Source organism: Microbacterium pratiae (assembly GCF_047302165.1).
In the GTDB taxonomy this organism is placed as follows: domain Bacteria; phylum Actinomycetota; class Actinomycetes; order Actinomycetales; family Microbacteriaceae; genus Microbacterium.
Map to the genome: position 1 here is coordinate 1990072 of NZ_CP154843.1, position 15681 is coordinate 2005752.

The following is a 15681-nucleotide window of genomic DNA, read 5'->3' on the forward strand; positions in this document are numbered from 1 at the left end:
TCTCCTTCAAGAAATGCCGATGTACTTCTAGCTTACTGATCTGCATCGGTCGACCGGTCAGAGCGCATGGAGCGGTTTGCCCGCCAGCGCCAGGAATGCTTCTCCGAGAGCTTCGCTCTGGGTCGGATGGGCGTGGATGAATGGTGCGATGTCCTCGGGATGGGCTTCCCAGCCCACTGCGAGTTGGCCTTCGGTGATGAGCTCGCCGACGCGATCGCCGGCGAGATGCACTCCGAGAATGGGGCCGTCGAGACGCCGAACGACCTTGACGAGTCCCGCAGTGCCGAGGATCTCGCTCTTGGCGTTTCCGGCCAGGTTGTACTCCCGGACGACGATCGCGTCGCCGTGCTCGGCGCGCGCCTGCGCCTCGGTCAGCCCGACGGAGGCGACCTCGGGGCTGCTGTAGGTCACGCGGGGCACGAGGCTGTCGGGCACGACGGTGGGGCGCAGGCCCGCGATCTCCTCCGCGACGAAGATGCCCTGCTGGAAGCTGCGATGCGCGAGCTGCAGTCCGGGCACGATGTCACCGACGGCCCACACGCGATCTCGCGTCGTCCGCAGCCGGTCGTCGACGCGGACGAAGCCGCGATCGAGCTCGACACCGGCATCCTCGAGCCCGAGCCCCGTCGTCGCCGGACCTCGTCCGACGGCGACCAGGAGGACGTCGGCGTCGAGGACGGTGCCGTCCTCGAGCGACACACGCACGCCGTCCGGTCGCGACTCGGCGCCGCTGAACCGCACCCCCGTGCGTGCGGCGATGCCGCGCTTGCGGAATGCTCGCTCGAGCGTTCTGCTCATCGCGGCATCCTCAGTGGGCAGCAGGCGGTCGAGCGCCTCGACGATCGTCACGTCCGCCCCGAACGAGCGCCAGATGCTCGCGAACTCGACGCCGATGACGCCGCCGCCGAGGATGACGGCATGCCGGGGCACGGCCGGGAGGGCGAGAGCGCCCTCGCTCGTGATGATCCGGTCGTCGAGCTCGAGTCCGGGCAACGACCGGCTGAAGGAGCCGGTCGCCAACACGACGTCGGTGCCGCGGTAGCGATCGTCGCCGACGGTCACGCCGCCGTCCGCTTCGAGCTTGCCTTCGCCGTGGACGACGGTGATCTTCCGCGCCGCGATCAGGCTCTCGAGACCCTTGTGCTTCTTGGCGACGATGCCCTCGCGGTAAGCGTGGACGCCTGCGACGTCGATGCCGTCGAACACGGCGCGAACGCCGACGTGCTCCGAGCCCCGGACGTGGTCGGCGACCTCTGCCGAGTGGAGAAGAGCCTTCGTGGGGACGCAGCCGCGGTGGAGGCAGGTCCCTCCGAGCTTGTCCTTCTCGATGATCACGACCGACGATCCGAGTTCTGCGGCGCGCAGCGCGGTCGCGTATCCACCGCTCCCGCCGCCGAGCACGACGAGGTCGACGCTGTGATCGGTCATCGCTGCGCGCCCCGCAGGTACTCCACCAGCGAGCGCACAGTGGCTGCCGTCGGTCCCTTGTCGGTACTGCCGAAGGCTGCCTTCGTCGTTCCCGAACCCGCGATGTCGAGGTGGATCCACGGGATGCGGGGAGCGTCCTCTTCGTCGCCGGTGCGGCCGACGAAGCGCTGCAGGAACAGCCCGGCGAAGAGCGAGCCCCCGGCGGGATCACCGATCTTCGCGTTCTGCATGTCGGCGATGGGGGAGTCGAGCTCGTCCTCCATATGAGCCGGCAGTGGCAGCTGCCACGCGGCTTCGCCCGCGCGCTCGGCCGCCGAGAGGTACTCGGCGACGGCCTCGTCGTCTCCCATCACGCCGGTGTGGCGGTTGCCCAGGGCGACGATGATCGCGCCCGTGAGGGTGGCCACGTCGACGATCGCGTCGGGTCGCGTGCGGCTGGCGGCGACGATGCCGTCCGCCAGGACGAGACGCCCTTCCGCGTCGGTGTTCAAGACCTCCACGGTCGTCCCGTCCAGCATCCGGAGCACATCGCCCGGACGCGTCGCCCGTCCCGACGGCATGTTGTCGGCCACGCACAGCCAGGCCGAGACCCGCACCGGAAGCGCGAGCGCGGCGGCCGCCTGGACGACCGCCAGGACGGTTGCGGCGCCCGCCATGTCGTACTTCATCCCGACCATGCTCGCCGGGGGCTTCAGCGAGAGGCCGCCGGTGTCGAACGTGATGCCCTTGCCGACCAGCGCGACGTGACGCGTGGCGTCGGCGGGGGAGTAGTCCACTCGCACGACGCGCGGCGGCCGGTCCGACCCCTGCCCGACGCCGAGCACGCCGCCGAAGCCCTGTCGCTCGAGCTCCGCCTCGTCGAGGACGTCGACATCGACGGGCAGTCCCGCGACCGCCTCGACCGCGCGCTCCGCGAGGTCGGCGGGCGACAGCCACTCGGCGGGGGTGCTGACCAGGTCCTTCACGAGCGCGAGCGCCCGTCCGACCGCGTTGACGCCGGCGAGGTCGTCCGCGGACGGCGCGGCCGACGAGTGCACCGTGACGTGTGCCGCCCGCGATTTGGGCGTGCCGCTCTTGTACCCCGCGAAGCTGTACCCGCCGATCGCGGCGCCCTCGGCGAGAGCTCCCCAGGAATCAGCGGTAGCGAGCGGAGCTGCGACGGAGAGGGAGGCGAAGCCGGTGGTCACACGGACCGCGGTGCCGACGGCCTCGCGAAGCGCATGACCGTCGGGGTCCGCGCCCGTTCCGACGACCACGATGGGCGTCGACGACACGGCGGGAAGCGCCACACGGTGGACCGACCCGCGTGCACCGGTGAATCCGACGGCAGCCAGCATCTCGGCGATACCAGGCCAGTCGGACAGGTCGGCCTGCTCGTCGAGCGGTGGGAGAGCGAGGACCAGTGCGTCGGCGTCGGAATCGGTGACGGGCGCGCTGCTGTGCGCGATCTCGGGGAACGGCATGGTCCCATCCTAGGTTCGCGCGCCGGCCGCGTTCGCTGTCAGCGAGGGGTGAGCCGCCTCCGGGGTGTGATGCGCCTCGTAGAGTTGGAACATGCCGCTGTCCGGACCGCTCTACGCACGTGCCGCCGGGTCTCCTCCCGTCCCCGCGGGGCTGCCGCTCGTCATCGCGCTCACCGGGTTCACGGATGCCGGCGGCGCGGTGTCACGCATCGTCGAGTACTTCCGCGGTGAGCTCGACCCCACGACGGTCGTCGCCTTCGACAACGACGTCCTGTTCGACTACCGGGCTCGTCGGCCGATCGTGACCTTCGACGAGGACCACCTCACCGACTACCGCGCACCGCGCCTGGAGCTCTCCCTCGCGCACGACTCGCTCGGTCAGCCTTTCGTCCTGCTCGCCGGCTACGAACCCGATTTCGCCTGGGAGGCCTTCGCCGAGACGGTCGTGGGACTCGCCGAGGGGATGCAGGTCGCGTCGATCACCTGGGTCCACGCCATCCCCATGCCCGTTCCTCACACCCGCCCGATCGGCGCGACCGTCAGCGGTACGCGATCCGAGCTGACGGCGGCGCATTCCGTCTGGCAGCCGCGCACTCAGATCCCCGCCACCGCCGGGCACCTCCTCGAGCTCCGGCTCGCCGAGGCGGACGCCAGCGTCGCAGGGTTCGCGCTGCTCGTGCCCCATTACCTCGGAGACACCGAATATCCCGCCGCGGCCATCGCAGGTCTGGACAGTCTCAGCGTCGCGACCGGGCTCGTGTTCGACAGCGACACCCTCCGCAACGAGAACCGGGACTACCTCGAGAAGGTGGAGGACCAGGTCTCGGGCAGCGACGAGCTCACGACCATGCTGCACACCCTCGAGGAACGCTACGACTCGTACATGGCGGCCTCGGCTCTCGGCCAGCCCATCATCCATACGGGTGATCTTCCGAGCGCGGATGAGCTCGCCGCGGAGCTCGAACGATTCCTCGCGTCGCGCCCTCCGGGCGACGACGACAAGCGTGGCCGCTCCTGAGAGCGGAGCCCCGCTTCATCGTCGTCCCCGGTGGAGGGAATGCGTCACGCCCGATCGGCGTTCTCATAGGAATGAATGCTTGCGCAGGAACAGCGCACGAGATATGAGACAATGAAGGACCTGACCCGTTGTCGATCCTGTGCTCCTCGTTCGCTCGAGAGGCGGGGGACTTGACAAGGGTCTTACTAGTGTCCGAGAACCCGGTGCGTTCGCGCCGGTGAGAGGCTAACCGTGACGTCAGGCACGAAGACCACCCGCACCCGCGCAAGCGAGGACACCGAACTCGTCGAGGACGCGCCCGCCACCGCTGCGAAGGCTGCGCCCAAGAGCGCCGCGAAGAAGGCGCCCGCCAAGAAGGCCGCCACCAAGAAGGCTGCTCCCGCGAAGGCATCCAAGGCGAAGGCCAAGGCCGACGACGACGAAGAGATGGACGACGAGGACGTCGAGGTCGACGTCGAGGTCGACACCGACGACGCTTCGGACGACGCCGCGCCCGCTGGTGACGCTGCCAAGTCGGATGACGACGAGGAGGAGGACGAGTCGAAGAAGCCGGCCGTCACCGAGGCCCTGCCCACCGGTGCCATCGTCATCTCGTCGAGCGACGAGGAGGACGTGCCCGTCTACTCGACCCAGATCACGGGTGCGACGGCCGACCCGGTCAAGGACTACCTCAAGCAGATCGGCAAGGTTCCGCTGCTGAACGCGGCCGAAGAGGTCGAGCTCGCGATGCGTATCGAAGCCGGCCTGTTCGCCGAGGAGAAGCTCTCGCACATGTCGGCGGCCGAGAAGTCGAACCAGCTCGGTCTCGACCTCCAGTGGGTCGCCCGCGACGGTCAGCGCGCCAAGAGCCACCTCCTGGGCGCGAACCTGCGCCTGGTGGTGTCGCTCGCGAAGCGCTACACGGGCCGGGGAATGCAGTTCCTCGACCTCATCCAGGAGGGCAACCTCGGTCTGATCCGTGCGGTCGAGAAGTTCGACTACACCAAGGGCTTCAAGTTCTCGACCTACGCGACGTGGTGGATCCGTCAGGCCATCACCCGCGCCATGGCCGACCAGGCGCGCACCATCCGCATCCCGGTCCACATGGTCGAGGTCATCAACAAGCTCGCTCGCGTTCAGCGCCAGATGCTCCAGGACCTGGGACGCGAGCCCACGCCCGAGGAACTGAGCCGCGAGCTCGACATGACGCCCGAGAAGGTCATCGAGGTGCAGAAGTACGGCCGTGAGCCGATCTCGCTGCACACTCCGCTCGGCGAGGACGGCGACAGCGAGTTCGGCGACCTCATCGAGGACACCGAGGCGGTCGTCCCGGCCGACGCGGTCGGCTTCACGATGCTGCAGCGCCAGCTCGAGTCGCTCCTCGATTCGCTGAGCGAGCGCGAGGCGGGAGTCATCCGCATGCGCTTCGGCCTGGGCGACGGTCAGCCGAAGACGCTCGACCAGATCGGCGACACGTTCGGCGTCACGCGCGAGCGCATCCGCCAGATCGAGTCGAAGACGATGGCGAAGCTGCGCCACCCGTCGCGTTCGCAGTCGCTCCGGGACTACCTCGAGTGACCGGCGCCGCCAACGAGGGCAAGGCTCTCGAGGTCGTCGTCGACGGAACGTCCTACGCGCGGATCCCGATCCGCACTCGTGTGGTGATGCCCGGCGACGACCTCGACGCCGTCATCTCAGAGTACGCCTCACCCACCGTGCAGCCGGGCGATCTGCTGTTCGTCACCGAGAAGATCGTGGCGATCACGCAGGGACGTTCCTACACGCTCGACGAGATCCGGGTGCGTCCGCTCGCGAGGTTCCTGTCGAAGTACGTGACGCGCACGCCGTACGGCATCGGTCTCGGCATGCCGGAGACGATGGAGATGGCGCTCCGCGAGTGCGGCACGCCGCGCATCCTGTTCGCCGCCGCCGTCAGCGCCGTCACGAAGCTGTTCGGTCGACGCGGCGAGTTCTACCGCATCGCCGGCGACAAGGCCCGCGCGATCGACGGGCCGACGTCGGGGACCATCCCGCCGTACAACAAGGCGGTCGTCCTCGGACCGACCGACCCGAAGGGTGTCGCGGCGCGCATCAAGTCGCAGCTCGGCGGCATCGCCGAGGTCGCGGTCGTCGACATCAACGACATCGGCGGCAACATCCTCGGCTCGACGCTCGACAAGACCGGAGAGCAGCGGCTCGTACGGATCCTGCGCGACAACCCGCTGGGACAGGGCCACGAGTCGACGCCGCTCGGCGTCATCCGCGAGGTCTGACGTGGGTGCGGTGAACCGGCTCTACCGGCGTGCGCGCTTCTTCGTGCGACGCGTCGTATCGTTCGATCGTGAGCGGGTGCTGCAGTTCGCGCGCCAGTCCGCCGCGCTCTCGAAGGCGCCGGTGTGGTGGGTCGCCGCCGACATGGCGTGGTGCGCGGTCCGGTACGAGACGACGTTCGAGAACTACTCGGAGTGGGACTTCCGGATCCTCAAGGCTCGCGAGCGCCGCACGTACATGACGGATCCGAAGTCGTTCCACCTGTCTCGTCGACTCAACGACAACTCGGTCCGCGGCGTCTTCGACGACAAGCTGCAGTTCGCGCATCGTTTCGGTGACGAACTCGGACGCGCCTGGCTCGATGTCGCCGCGAGCGACACCGCGGCGCTGGCGGCGTTCCTGGAAGGCCGCGAGCGCGTCATCACGAAGAACCCCGGGGGAGTCGGCGGCAACGGCATCACGATGCGCGAGGTCGCCTCGATCGACGACATCGACGCGCTCCGCGAGGATCTCCTCGCGTCGGGCGAGACGCTCGTCGAGGAGGTCCTGGTCCAGCATCCGGAGATGGCTCGCCTCTACCCGGGCAGCGTCAACTCGCTGCGGGTCGTGACCTATCGCGATCCCGACGACGTGGTGCACGTCCTCGCCGCGGTCCTCAAGGTCGGCAACGGCGGGGTCATCGACAACTTCTCCAACGGCGGCATGTACACGATGCTCGACGACGAGGGCAGGGCTCTGCACGCGGCGAGCGACGAAGAGGGGCGCCCGTTCGAGACGCACCCGATCACCGGCGTCGCCATCACGGGCTATCGGGTTCCGCTGTACCCGCAGGTGCTCGAACTCGTGGATCGCCTCGCCCGGCGGGTTCCCGAGATGCCCTATATCGGCTGGGACATCGCGATCACGCCCGAGCGGCCCGTCGTCATCGAGGGCAACCACAACACCGGTGTGTTCCAATCGAAACCGTCGGTGTCGGGTATCCGGCGGGGACTGCTTCCGCGCTACCGCGCCGCGATGCGCTTCTGAGCGCCCGCTGATCCGCAACCGGAACACCGAGAACACGGAGAGAACGAGCAATGGGTCGATCACGCGTCCGGCTGGGCTACCTCCTCGACCGCGCCCGCAACGTCCGGATCGGGAATCTCGTGGAGTTCGGCCGCCAGGTGCAGAAGGTCTCGAAAGCGCCGCTGCCGGTGATCATCGCCGACATGCTGTGGTGCTCGGTCAAGTACGACATGGGGTTCCGCGATTACGCGGTGTGGGACATCCGGCTGCTGAACGCCCGTGAGCGTGCGACCTGGATGACGCACCCGAAGTCGTTCCGCATCACGCGTATGCACAACACGCCGGAGGGTCGCGCGAAGCTCGAGGACAAGCGCCGATTCGCCCGAGAGTACGCCGACCTGCTCGGCCGCGAGACGCTCGACCTGCGGGATGTCGACGACGCCGAGCTCGCCGCGTTCCTCGCCCGCCATCCCAAGGTGCTCGCCAAGCCGCTCGACGGGCACGGCGGCGGAGGCATCACTCTGCACGAGAACGTGACGGACGCCGCGGCATTCCGCGCCGAGGCCTCTGCCGCGGGGCAGTCCATCGTCGACGAGTTCATCGTCCAGCACCCCGAGATGGCGTCGCTCTATCCCGACAGCGTCAACACGGTGCGCATGATCACGTTCCTCACCCCGGAGGGCGATGTGCGTCTCCTGGCGGGTGTGCTGCGTATCGGGAACGGCGACGTCATCGACAACTTCGCCTCGGGCGGCATGTTCACGATGCTGGACGAACACGGAGTCGCGCTCTACCCGGGCGTGGACAAGAACTCGAACGTCTACCGGGAGCACCCGGTGACGGGGACCGCCATCGTCGGTTTCACGGTGCCGTTGTTCGACCAGGTGCTGGCCCTCACCGAACAGTTGGCGCGCCGCACGCCGGAGGCGCCGTACGTCGGCTGGGATCTCGCGATCACCCCGAACGGGCCTGTCGTCATCGAGGGCAATCACAATTCGAGCGTGTTCCAGCCCAAGCCGTCCGCATCGGGCGTACGCACCGGCCTGCTTCCCGTCTATCAGGCGGCCGTCGGCTTCTGACCGGTTGCCGCGGCATCCGGAAACGCGAAAGCCCCGAGCGCGATGCTCGGGGCTTTCGTCGTGGTGCCGCGGTCAGCCTGCCGTGACGAGGCGCGAGGTCTCGTCGTGCCAGCTGGTGGCGACGGCGCGCAGCTTCTCTTCGTACTTGCGACCGTGGTGGGCGCAGAAGAGCAGTTCGCTGCCGTTGACCTCTGCGGCGATGTAAGCCTGGGCGCCGCACGAGTCGCAGCGATCGGCCGCGGTCAGGCGGTGGTCGAGGACGGCGGTGCTCTCGGAAGTGGTCGTGGTCATGATGGGTGCCTCCTCGGTCGATCGGGTCGTGCAACTGAGTGCCTTCGATACAACCATGACCAGCCCGGGGGTATGCCCCATTTGACGACCATTTCGCTCAGCGCGTACGCTCTCCGCCTGCACGACGGCTCGGGTCCGCTCCGACCGTGTGTGTCCTCCCCGTCGTGTCGGCACCCCCGGATACGCTTGGAGATCGTGACTGCTGAGTATTCCGCCCACCACCTCCAGGTGCTCGAAGGGCTCGAGGCCGTCCGCAAACGTCCCGGCATGTACATCGGCTCGACCGACTCCCGGGGCCTGATGCACTGCCTGTGGGAGATCATCGACAACTCCGTCGACGAAGCCCTCGGCGGATACGGGTCGCGCATCGACATCGTCCTCCACGCCGACGGCAGCGTCGAGGTGCGCGACCGTGCCCGCGGCATCCCCGTCGACGTCGAGCCGCGCACGGGTCTCACCGGGGTCGAGGTCGTCTTCACGAAGCTGCATGCCGGCGGAAAGTTCGGCGGCGGCTCCTACGCCGCGTCCGGCGGTCTCCACGGAGTCGGCGCATCGGTCGTCAACGCCCTGTCCGAGCGTCTCGACGTCGAGGTCGACCGTGGCGGCAAGACCTACGCGATGTCGTTCCACCGGGGCGAGCCGGGTCTCTTCGCGGGCGATGCCCCCGACTCGGAGTTCACTCCGTTCGAGCGCTCCTCCGAGCTGCGCGTGGTCGGCAAGGCGCCCCGCGGTACCACCGGTACCCGCATCCGCTATTGGGCCGACCGTCAGATCTTCACGAAGGATGCGGCGTTCAACCTCGACGAGCTCGTGCAGCGAGCGCGGCAGACCGCTTTCCTCGTGCCCGGACTCGAGATCGTCATCGCCGACGAGCGCGGCGAGGAACGCGTCGAGACGAGCTACCGCTTCGACGGCGGCATCTCGGAGTTCGCCGAGTTCCTCGCTCCCGATGCGCCGATCACCGACACCTGGCGGCTGACGGGCGCAGGAACGTTCACCGAGACCGTGCCCGTGCTGCAGGCCAATGGGGCGATGATCCCGACCGAGGTCGAGCGCTCCTGCGAGGTCGACATCGCGCTGCGGTGGGGGACCAGCTACGAGACCGTCACCCGGTCGTTCGTGAACATCATCGCGACTCCCAAGGGCGGAACCCATCAGCAGGGCTTCGAGCAGGGCCTGATGAAGATCATCCGCAGTCAGGTCGAGCAGAACGCCCGGCGTCTGAAAGTCGGCAACGACAAGCTGGAGAAGGACGACATCCTCGCCGGGCTCACCGCGGTGCTGACGGTACGCCTCCCCGAGCCGCAGTTCGAGGGGCAGACCAAGGAGATCCTCGGAACGCCGGCGGTCCGCCAGATCGTGGCGTCGGTGGTCAACCGCGAGCTGGGCGCGCTGTTCTCCTCGACGAAGCGCGACGACAAGGCACAGACCGGCCAGCTGCTCGAGAAGGTCGTGTCCGAGATGAAGGCGCGTATCTCGGCGCGGACGCACAAGGAGACGCAGCGACGCAAGACGGCGCTCGAGTCGTCGTCGCTGCCGGCGAAGCTCGCTGACTGCCGCAGCAACGACGTGGCCGAGTCCGAGCTGTTCATCGTCGAGGGCGATTCCGCGCTGGGCACGGCCAAGCATGCCCGAAACAGCGAGTACCAGGCCCTTCTCCCGATCCGCGGCAAGATCCTCAACGTCCAGAAGGCCTCGGTCAGCGACATGCTCTCCAACGCCGAGTGCGCTGCCATCATCCAGGTGATCGGTGCCGGCTCCGGGCGGTCGTTCGATCTGAGCGCGGCGCGATACGGCAAGGTCATCCTCATGAGCGACGCCGACGTCGACGGCGCGCACATCCGCACCTTGCTGCTCACCCTGTTCTTCCGGTACATGCGTCCGCTGATCGAAGAGGGACGGGTGTTCGCCGCCGTCCCGCCGCTGCATCGCGTCGTCGTCGTGAACCCCGGGTCGAAGCCGAACGAGACCATCTACACGTACTCCGAGGCCGAGCTGCACGGTCTGCTCGCGAAGCTCCGCAAGTCGGGGCGGAAGTGGCAGGAGCCCGTGCAGCGGTACAAGGGCCTCGGCGAGATGGACGCCGATCAGCTCGCGACGACCACGATGGACCGCGCCGGGCGCACGCTCCGCCGTGTCCGCGTCGAGGACGCCGATGCGGCGAACGCCGTGTTCGAGCTGCTGATGGGCAACGAGGTCGCGCCGCGGCGCGACTTCATCGTGACCTCGAGCGATCGCCTCTCACGCGAGGCCATCGACGCCTGACCCGCGTCGCGGCTGCGCGCACGAACCTCGGAGGACGACGCGAGCCTCGGAGGGATTCCGGTTAACCGTCCGAGGTCGGCGTCATTCTCCGAGGTCGGGGATGGCGGGGTCAGGCGACGACGGTGCCGACCGCGCCGATGACGCCGTCGAGGGGCTGGCCCGACGCGTCGCGTTTGGCTCCCGACTCGGGCAGCGTCCGGGTCGCTCCGTCGGGACCGACCGCACGGGGGGAATCGCCCACCCACGCGAGGGTCAGGGTGTCCTCGCCGCGCAGGAAGCGCTGCGCGCGGACTCCGCCGGTCGCACGGCCCTTCGCGGGGAACTCCGAGAGCGCCGATACCTTGCCGCTGCCGGCGTCGGCGCCGGCGAGCGACTGCGTCGATCCTGCGATCGTGACGACGACGGTGCTCTCGGATGCCGTGACCGCGGTAAAGGCGACGACGCGCTCACCATCCGCGACGCGGACACCGGCCATGCCGCCCGCCGCCCGGCCCTGCGGGCGGACCGTCGCGGCGTCGAACCGCAGGAGCTGAGCGTCGGAGGTGACGAACACCAGTTCGGTGCCCTCGGCAGCGGGCGCGGCGCCGACGACGCGGTCGCCGGGCTTGAGGGAGATGATCTCCGCGTCGGGCTTCCCGGGCGCGAGTTCCGTGGCCGCGACGCGCTTGACCACTCCCTGAGCCGTGCCGAGCGCGATGGGCGGTTCACCGGTCAACGGCACGATCGCCACGACGTGCTCGTTCGCGCCGAGCCCGAGGTACTGGTCGGCCTTGGAACCGGCCGCGAGCTGGACGCTGTTGCCGGGGACCGAGGGCAGGTCGACAGGCGAGAAGCGCACAAGGCGCCCGGTGGTCGTGACGGCGCCGAGGTCGCCGCGCACCGTCGTGTCGACGGCCGAGCGGATCGCGTCGTGCTTGCTGCGCCGAGCGGGCGGGACGATGCCGCTGCTGAGCAGGTCATCACCGAGTTCTGCTCGGACCATGCGGCCGGTCGCCGACAGGAAGACGCGGCAGGGGGCGTCGGCGATCTGCAGGTCCGCAGCCGCCTTCTTGCTCGAACGCGCGGTCACCGGGCCGCCGTTCAGCAGCAGCGTGCGGCGGGGCGTGCCGTAGGTCTCGGCCGCCGCGTCGAGTTCGCGGGCGACCTGGGCCCGCAGCAGCTCATCGCTCGCGAGGAGCTCCTCGAGGTGCGCGATCTCGGCCTTCAACTGGTCGCGCTCCGTCTCGAGCTCGATGCGGGAGAACTTGGTCAGACGCCGCAGTCGCAGCTCGAGGATGTACTCGGCCTGAGGCTGCGAGAGATCGAAGACGTCGATCAGTCGCGTCCTGGCCTGCTCGCCGTCGTCGGAGGTGCGGATCACCTGGATGACCTCGTCGATGTCGAGGATCGCGATCAGCAGGCCCTCGACGAGGTGCAGGCGCTCCTGCTTCCTCGACAAGCGGTACCGGCTGCGCCGCGTGACGACCTCGATGCGGTGGTCGAGGTAGACGCGCAGCAGCTCCTTGAGCCCGAGGGTCTGGGGCTGACCCTCGACGAGCGCGACGTTGTTGATGCCGAAGGAGTCCTCGAGCGGCGTGAGCCGGTAGAGCTGCTCGAGCACCGCGTTCGGGTCGAACCCCGTCTTGATGGTGATGACCAGGCGCAACCCATGGTTGCGGTCGGTGAAGTCCTGGACGTCGGAGATGCCGGTCAGCTTCTTCGCGTTGACGGCGTCCTTGATCTTCTCGATGATCCGCTCGGGACCCACCATGTACGGCAGCTCGGTCACGACGAGACCGGTGCGACGCGGCCCGAGGGACTCGATCGAGACCTTCGCACGGGTCCGGAAGGTGCCGCGGCCGTTCGTGTACGCGTCCTTGATGCCGTCGAGCCCGACGATCACGCCGCCGCCGGGAAGATCGGGACCGGGTACGAACTCCATCAGCTCGTCGAGGGTCGCGTCGGGGTTCTCGAGCAGGTGCACGGCTGCCGCCACGACCTCGATGAGGTTGTGGGGCGCCATGTTGGTCGCCATGCCGACGGCGATGCCGGTCGTGCCGTTCACGAGGAGGTTGGGGTACGCGGCGGGCAGGACCGCCGGCTGCTGGAACTGGCCGTCGTAGTTCGGGATGAAGTCGACGACGTCCTCGTCGAGGTTCTCCGTCAGTGCGAGGGCCGAGGGAGCCAACCGGGCCTCGGTGTAGCGCGCGGCTGCGGGGCCGTCGTCGAGCGACCCGAAGTTGCCGTGTCCGTCGACCAGCGGCACACGCAGCGCGAAGTCCTGCGCAAGGCGCACCAGGGCGTCGTAGATCGCCGAGTCGCCATGGGGATGCAGCTTTCCCATGACCTCGCCCACCACGCGGGCGCTCTTGACGTGTCCCTTGTCGGGCCGGAGACCCATGTCGGCCATCTGGTAGAGGATGCGCCGCTGCACCGGCTTCAAGCCGTCGCGAGCGTCGGGCAGGGCGCGCGAGTAGATGACCGAGTAGGCGTACTCGAGGAACGATCCCTGCATCTCCGCCGAGACGTCGACGTCCTCGATGCGCTCCGGCTGGTCGGGGACGGGTGAAGCGGTGCGGGATGCGGCCATGGAGCTGTTCGGACCTCTATCGGGGATGGGTGAGCGGATGCCGTCTGTGCGAGACTGTCCGCGATGCCCTCAAGCCTACCGATCGACCCGCCCATGGCCCGGAGCCTCACCGGTGTGCTTCCGCAGCTGATCGCCGCCGTATCGGGGAGATCCGACTGGTTCAGTCCCGCTCGATCGGCGATCGTCATCGTGGCGGACGGCTTGGGCCGCGGCAACCTCGCGCAGCGCGCGGCTTACGCTCGGTTCCTCTCGGAGCGGATGACCAAACGGGACGCCGCCCGTACGGTCTTCCCCGCGACGACCGCCGCTGCGCTGAGCAGCCTCTTCACGGGCGTGATGCCGGGGGAGCACGGCATCGTCGGATACCGGGTCCGCGTGCCCGGCACGGCGTCGACGCCGAACCAGCTCACCGGCTGGGAGGAGGTCGGTCTCGACCCGTACTCCTGGCAGCGCTCGCAACCCGTGTTCGAGCGCGAGGCGGCAGCCGGTCGGCGCTGCTTCGTCGTGAGCCGTGCCCAGTACGCCGCCACCGGTTTCACGACGGCGACTGTCCGCGGCGCCGAGTTCGTCGCGGCATCCGGCATCGGCGAGCGTCTCGCACTGGCCGAGGCCCTTGCCGGCGCGCACGAGGGGGCGATCGTCTACGTCTACGTGCCGGAGCTCGACGTCATCGGGCATGCGCACGGCTGGGAGAGCGATCGCTGGGCCGCGGAACTGGAGTCGCTCGATGCGGAGCTGCGCCGCTGGGACCGCCAGTTGGGGCCGGGTATCGGTGCTGTGCTCACGGCGGATCACGGCATGGTCGATGTCCCCGCGCACCGCCATATCCTGCTTCGCGAGGGTGATGCGCTCGTCGACGAGGTCGAACTCATCGCGGGCGAACCGCGCATGCTCCACCTCTACGCGGCCGAGGGTGCCGCCGAGCGCGTCGCGGCGCGTTGGGGGGTGTCGGAATCGGACCGGTCATGGGTCATGACGCGCGAGGAGGCGGTGAATGCGGGGCTCTTCGGGACGGTGCATCCCGACGTGACGCCGCGCATCGGCGATGTCCTCATCGCCGCCCGGTCGAGCGTCGCGTACTACGACGATCGTCTCGCCGACAAGAAGCCGCAACGGATGGTCGGTCAGCACGGGTCCCTCACCGACCAGGAACGGATCGTTCCCCTCGTCCGCTTCGGCGCTTTCGCCTGATCGGTTCGGGAGATCCGTCCGGCGGGATCCTCAGGCGTCTTCGCTGCGCGCGCCGAACACGATCTCGTCCCACGAGGGCATCGACGTCCGGCCGCCGCGGCGACGCGTCTCCGGCGCAGACTCCTCGCTGGGGGCGTCGTCCTCGGCGGGCTCGGGCGCCGCTTCGGCGGTCTCCTGGTAGCCCGGCTCGAGGGCGTCGAAGAGGGCGACCGGGGTGCGTTCGCGTGTGTCCGGTGCGCGGTCCTCGCCGGGCATGGGCTCACGCTGCCCCCGTCGACGGCGGAGCGCCTCGAGCAGGTCGGCGGTCTCCGACGACGTCACGACCGGTTCCGGTGCGCGCTTGATGGCGGCGTCCTTCGCCGTGGTGCTGCGGAGGGCTCCGGATGCCGAGGCTTCGGGCTCAGCGGCCGACGGATGCCGGGGCCCGAAGGCCCCGCTGTCGAATCGCGACTCGTCCTTGGCCTGAGGCGTGTCGAGTGCGCGCAGCCGGGGGATCAGTCCCTCCGGCAGAGATCCCTGCCGTGACAACTGCGTGGCGTCGGAGTTGAGTGGTGCGAGCGACGATCGCCGCGGGTCGAACGACCACCGGGCGTCGTGCTCGACCTCGCCCACGGTGAACTCGAGCTTCACGATCCACCCGTCGGGCTCGCGCCAACTGCTCCAGCGTTCGCCGGTGGCGCCCGCCTCGGCGAGCTTGGTACGCACGGCAGTGCCGAACGTCGGCTGTGCATCCGGTTCGAGTTCGCCCGCGATGAGGACCGGCACAGCAAGGGCCTGCCCGACGATGTGCTCGCGCTCGGCGACGATCGGGCGTTCGTAGCGCGCCACGTCCTCGACCCGGACGCCGAGGAGCGTGGCGACGTCGGCGGCGGTCATACCGGCGCGGATGTGCGACTGGATCTCTCGGGGGCTGGGGCGGGGGGCCCGCGGTTCGTCGGTCGGACGGGCGCGGCGCAGCTGAGCGCGCAGCGTCTCGTTCACCGGCAACGCGAAGCGCTCCCCGGACTCGGTTGCGAGGACGAGGATGCCCTCCTCGGTCCCGATGACCTTGAGCTGTTCCATGCGCAGAACCCTCCCAGCGATACGTGTGCCGTCATGGTGTCACAGGCATCCGAGGACCGC

The 15681-nt window shown here is 69.0% G+C and carries 12 protein-coding genes; 7 read left to right on the forward strand and 5 right to left on the reverse strand.

Features of this window, described 5'->3' with window-relative positions:
- Positions 1-57: 57 nt before the first annotated feature.
- Positions 58-1428 carry a dihydrolipoyl dehydrogenase gene (gene lpdA / locus AA0Y20_RS09355; protein WP_412938955.1) on the reverse strand — a complete coding sequence of 457 codons (1371 nt, stop codon included), beginning with the start codon at positions 1426-1428 and terminating at the stop codon, positions 58-60.
- Entirely contained in the window at positions 1425-2891 is a 1467-nt protein-coding gene (locus AA0Y20_RS09360) for a leucyl aminopeptidase (RefSeq protein ID WP_412938957.1), read from the reverse strand. Before AA0Y20_RS09360 ends, lpdA begins: the two co-directional genes overlap by 4 nt.
- 91 nt (positions 2892-2982) lie before the next feature.
- Here AA0Y20_RS09360 and AA0Y20_RS09365 point away from each other — a divergent pair, with 91 nt between their 5' ends.
- The 5 genes from AA0Y20_RS09365 (at position 2983) to AA0Y20_RS09385 (ending at position 8243) form a co-directional block, all read left to right on the forward strand.
- Positions 2983-3909: a proteasome assembly chaperone family protein gene (locus AA0Y20_RS09365; RefSeq protein ID WP_412938959.1), complete on the forward strand. Its 927-nt coding sequence runs from the start codon at positions 2983-2985 to the stop codon at positions 3907-3909.
- Positions 3910-4140: 231 nt separating this feature from the next.
- Positions 4141-5466, forward strand: a complete 1326-nt coding sequence (locus tag AA0Y20_RS09370; protein WP_412938961.1) for an RNA polymerase sigma factor — start codon at positions 4141-4143, stop codon at positions 5464-5466.
- Positions 5463-6161 (forward strand): coenzyme F420-0:L-glutamate ligase, encoded by a 699-nt coding sequence (locus tag AA0Y20_RS09375; protein WP_412938963.1) that lies wholly within the window; start codon positions 5463-5465, stop codon positions 6159-6161. Before AA0Y20_RS09370 ends, AA0Y20_RS09375 begins: the two co-directional genes overlap by 4 nt.
- Before the next feature lie 10 nt (positions 6162-6171).
- Complete coding sequence (locus AA0Y20_RS09380) at positions 6172-7185, forward strand: sugar-transfer associated ATP-grasp domain-containing protein (protein WP_412938965.1); 1014 nt, start codon at positions 6172-6174, stop codon at positions 7183-7185.
- Between the two features lie 50 nt (positions 7186-7235).
- Positions 7236-8243 carry a sugar-transfer associated ATP-grasp domain-containing protein gene (locus AA0Y20_RS09385; RefSeq protein ID WP_412938966.1) on the forward strand — a complete coding sequence of 336 codons (1008 nt, stop codon included), beginning with the start codon at positions 7236-7238 and terminating at the stop codon, positions 8241-8243.
- Between the two features lie 72 nt (positions 8244-8315).
- Here the strand turns inward: AA0Y20_RS09385 and AA0Y20_RS09390 are convergent, their stop codons facing one another.
- Complete coding sequence (locus AA0Y20_RS09390) at positions 8316-8534, reverse strand: hypothetical protein (RefSeq protein WP_412938968.1); 219 nt, start codon at positions 8532-8534, stop codon at positions 8316-8318.
- 195 nt (positions 8535-8729) lie between these two features.
- On the opposite strand from AA0Y20_RS09390, the gene AA0Y20_RS09395 reads away from it, so the two are divergent.
- Positions 8730-10799 carry a DNA gyrase/topoisomerase IV subunit B gene (locus AA0Y20_RS09395; protein ID WP_412938970.1) on the forward strand — a complete coding sequence of 690 codons (2070 nt, stop codon included), beginning with the start codon at positions 8730-8732 and terminating at the stop codon, positions 10797-10799.
- Positions 10800-10908: 109 nt separating this feature from the next.
- On the opposite strand, the gene AA0Y20_RS09400 is transcribed toward AA0Y20_RS09395, so the two are convergent.
- Positions 10909-13368: a DNA gyrase/topoisomerase IV subunit A gene (locus tag AA0Y20_RS09400; protein ID WP_412938972.1), complete on the reverse strand. Its 2460-nt coding sequence runs from the start codon at positions 13366-13368 to the stop codon at positions 10909-10911.
- Between the two features lie 63 nt (positions 13369-13431).
- On the opposite strand from AA0Y20_RS09400, the gene AA0Y20_RS09405 reads away from it, so the two are divergent.
- Positions 13432-14559 (forward strand): alkaline phosphatase family protein, encoded by a 1128-nt coding sequence (locus tag AA0Y20_RS09405; protein ID WP_412938974.1) that lies wholly within the window; start codon positions 13432-13434, stop codon positions 14557-14559.
- Positions 14560-14589: 30 nt separating this feature from the next.
- Here AA0Y20_RS09405 and sepH read toward each other — a convergent pair whose 3' ends face one another.
- A complete protein-coding gene (sepH, locus tag AA0Y20_RS09410) occupies positions 14590-15621 on the reverse strand; it encodes a septation protein SepH (RefSeq protein ID WP_412938976.1) in 1032 nt (343 codons plus the stop codon).
- Between the last annotated feature and the right edge of the window lie 60 nt (positions 15622-15681).

Excerpts from the sequence above, each read along its gene's own strand:
- sepH (WP_412938976.1), bottom strand. The coding sequence starts at position 15,621 with ATGGAACAGCTCAAGGTCATCGGGACCGAGGAGGGCATCCTCGTCCTC.
- AA0Y20_RS09385 (WP_412938966.1), top strand. The coding sequence starts at position 7,236 with ATGGGTCGATCACGCGTCCGGCTGGGCTACCTCCTCGACCGCGCCCGC.
- AA0Y20_RS09400 (WP_412938972.1), bottom strand. The coding sequence starts at position 13,368 with ATGGCCGCATCCCGCACCGCTTCACCCGTCCCCGACCAGCCGGAGCGC.
- AA0Y20_RS09405 (WP_412938974.1), top strand. The coding sequence starts at position 13,432 with ATGCCCTCAAGCCTACCGATCGACCCGCCCATGGCCCGGAGCCTCACC.
- AA0Y20_RS09390 (WP_412938968.1), bottom strand. The coding sequence starts at position 8,534 with ATGACCACGACCACTTCCGAGAGCACCGCCGTCCTCGACCACCGCCTG.
- AA0Y20_RS09365 (WP_412938959.1), top strand. The coding sequence starts at position 2,983 with ATGCCGCTGTCCGGACCGCTCTACGCACGTGCCGCCGGGTCTCCTCCC.
- AA0Y20_RS09360 (WP_412938957.1), bottom strand. The coding sequence starts at position 2,891 with ATGCCGTTCCCCGAGATCGCGCACAGCAGCGCGCCCGTCACCGATTCC.
- lpdA (WP_412938955.1), bottom strand. The coding sequence starts at position 1,428 with ATGACCGATCACAGCGTCGACCTCGTCGTGCTCGGCGGCGGGAGCGGT.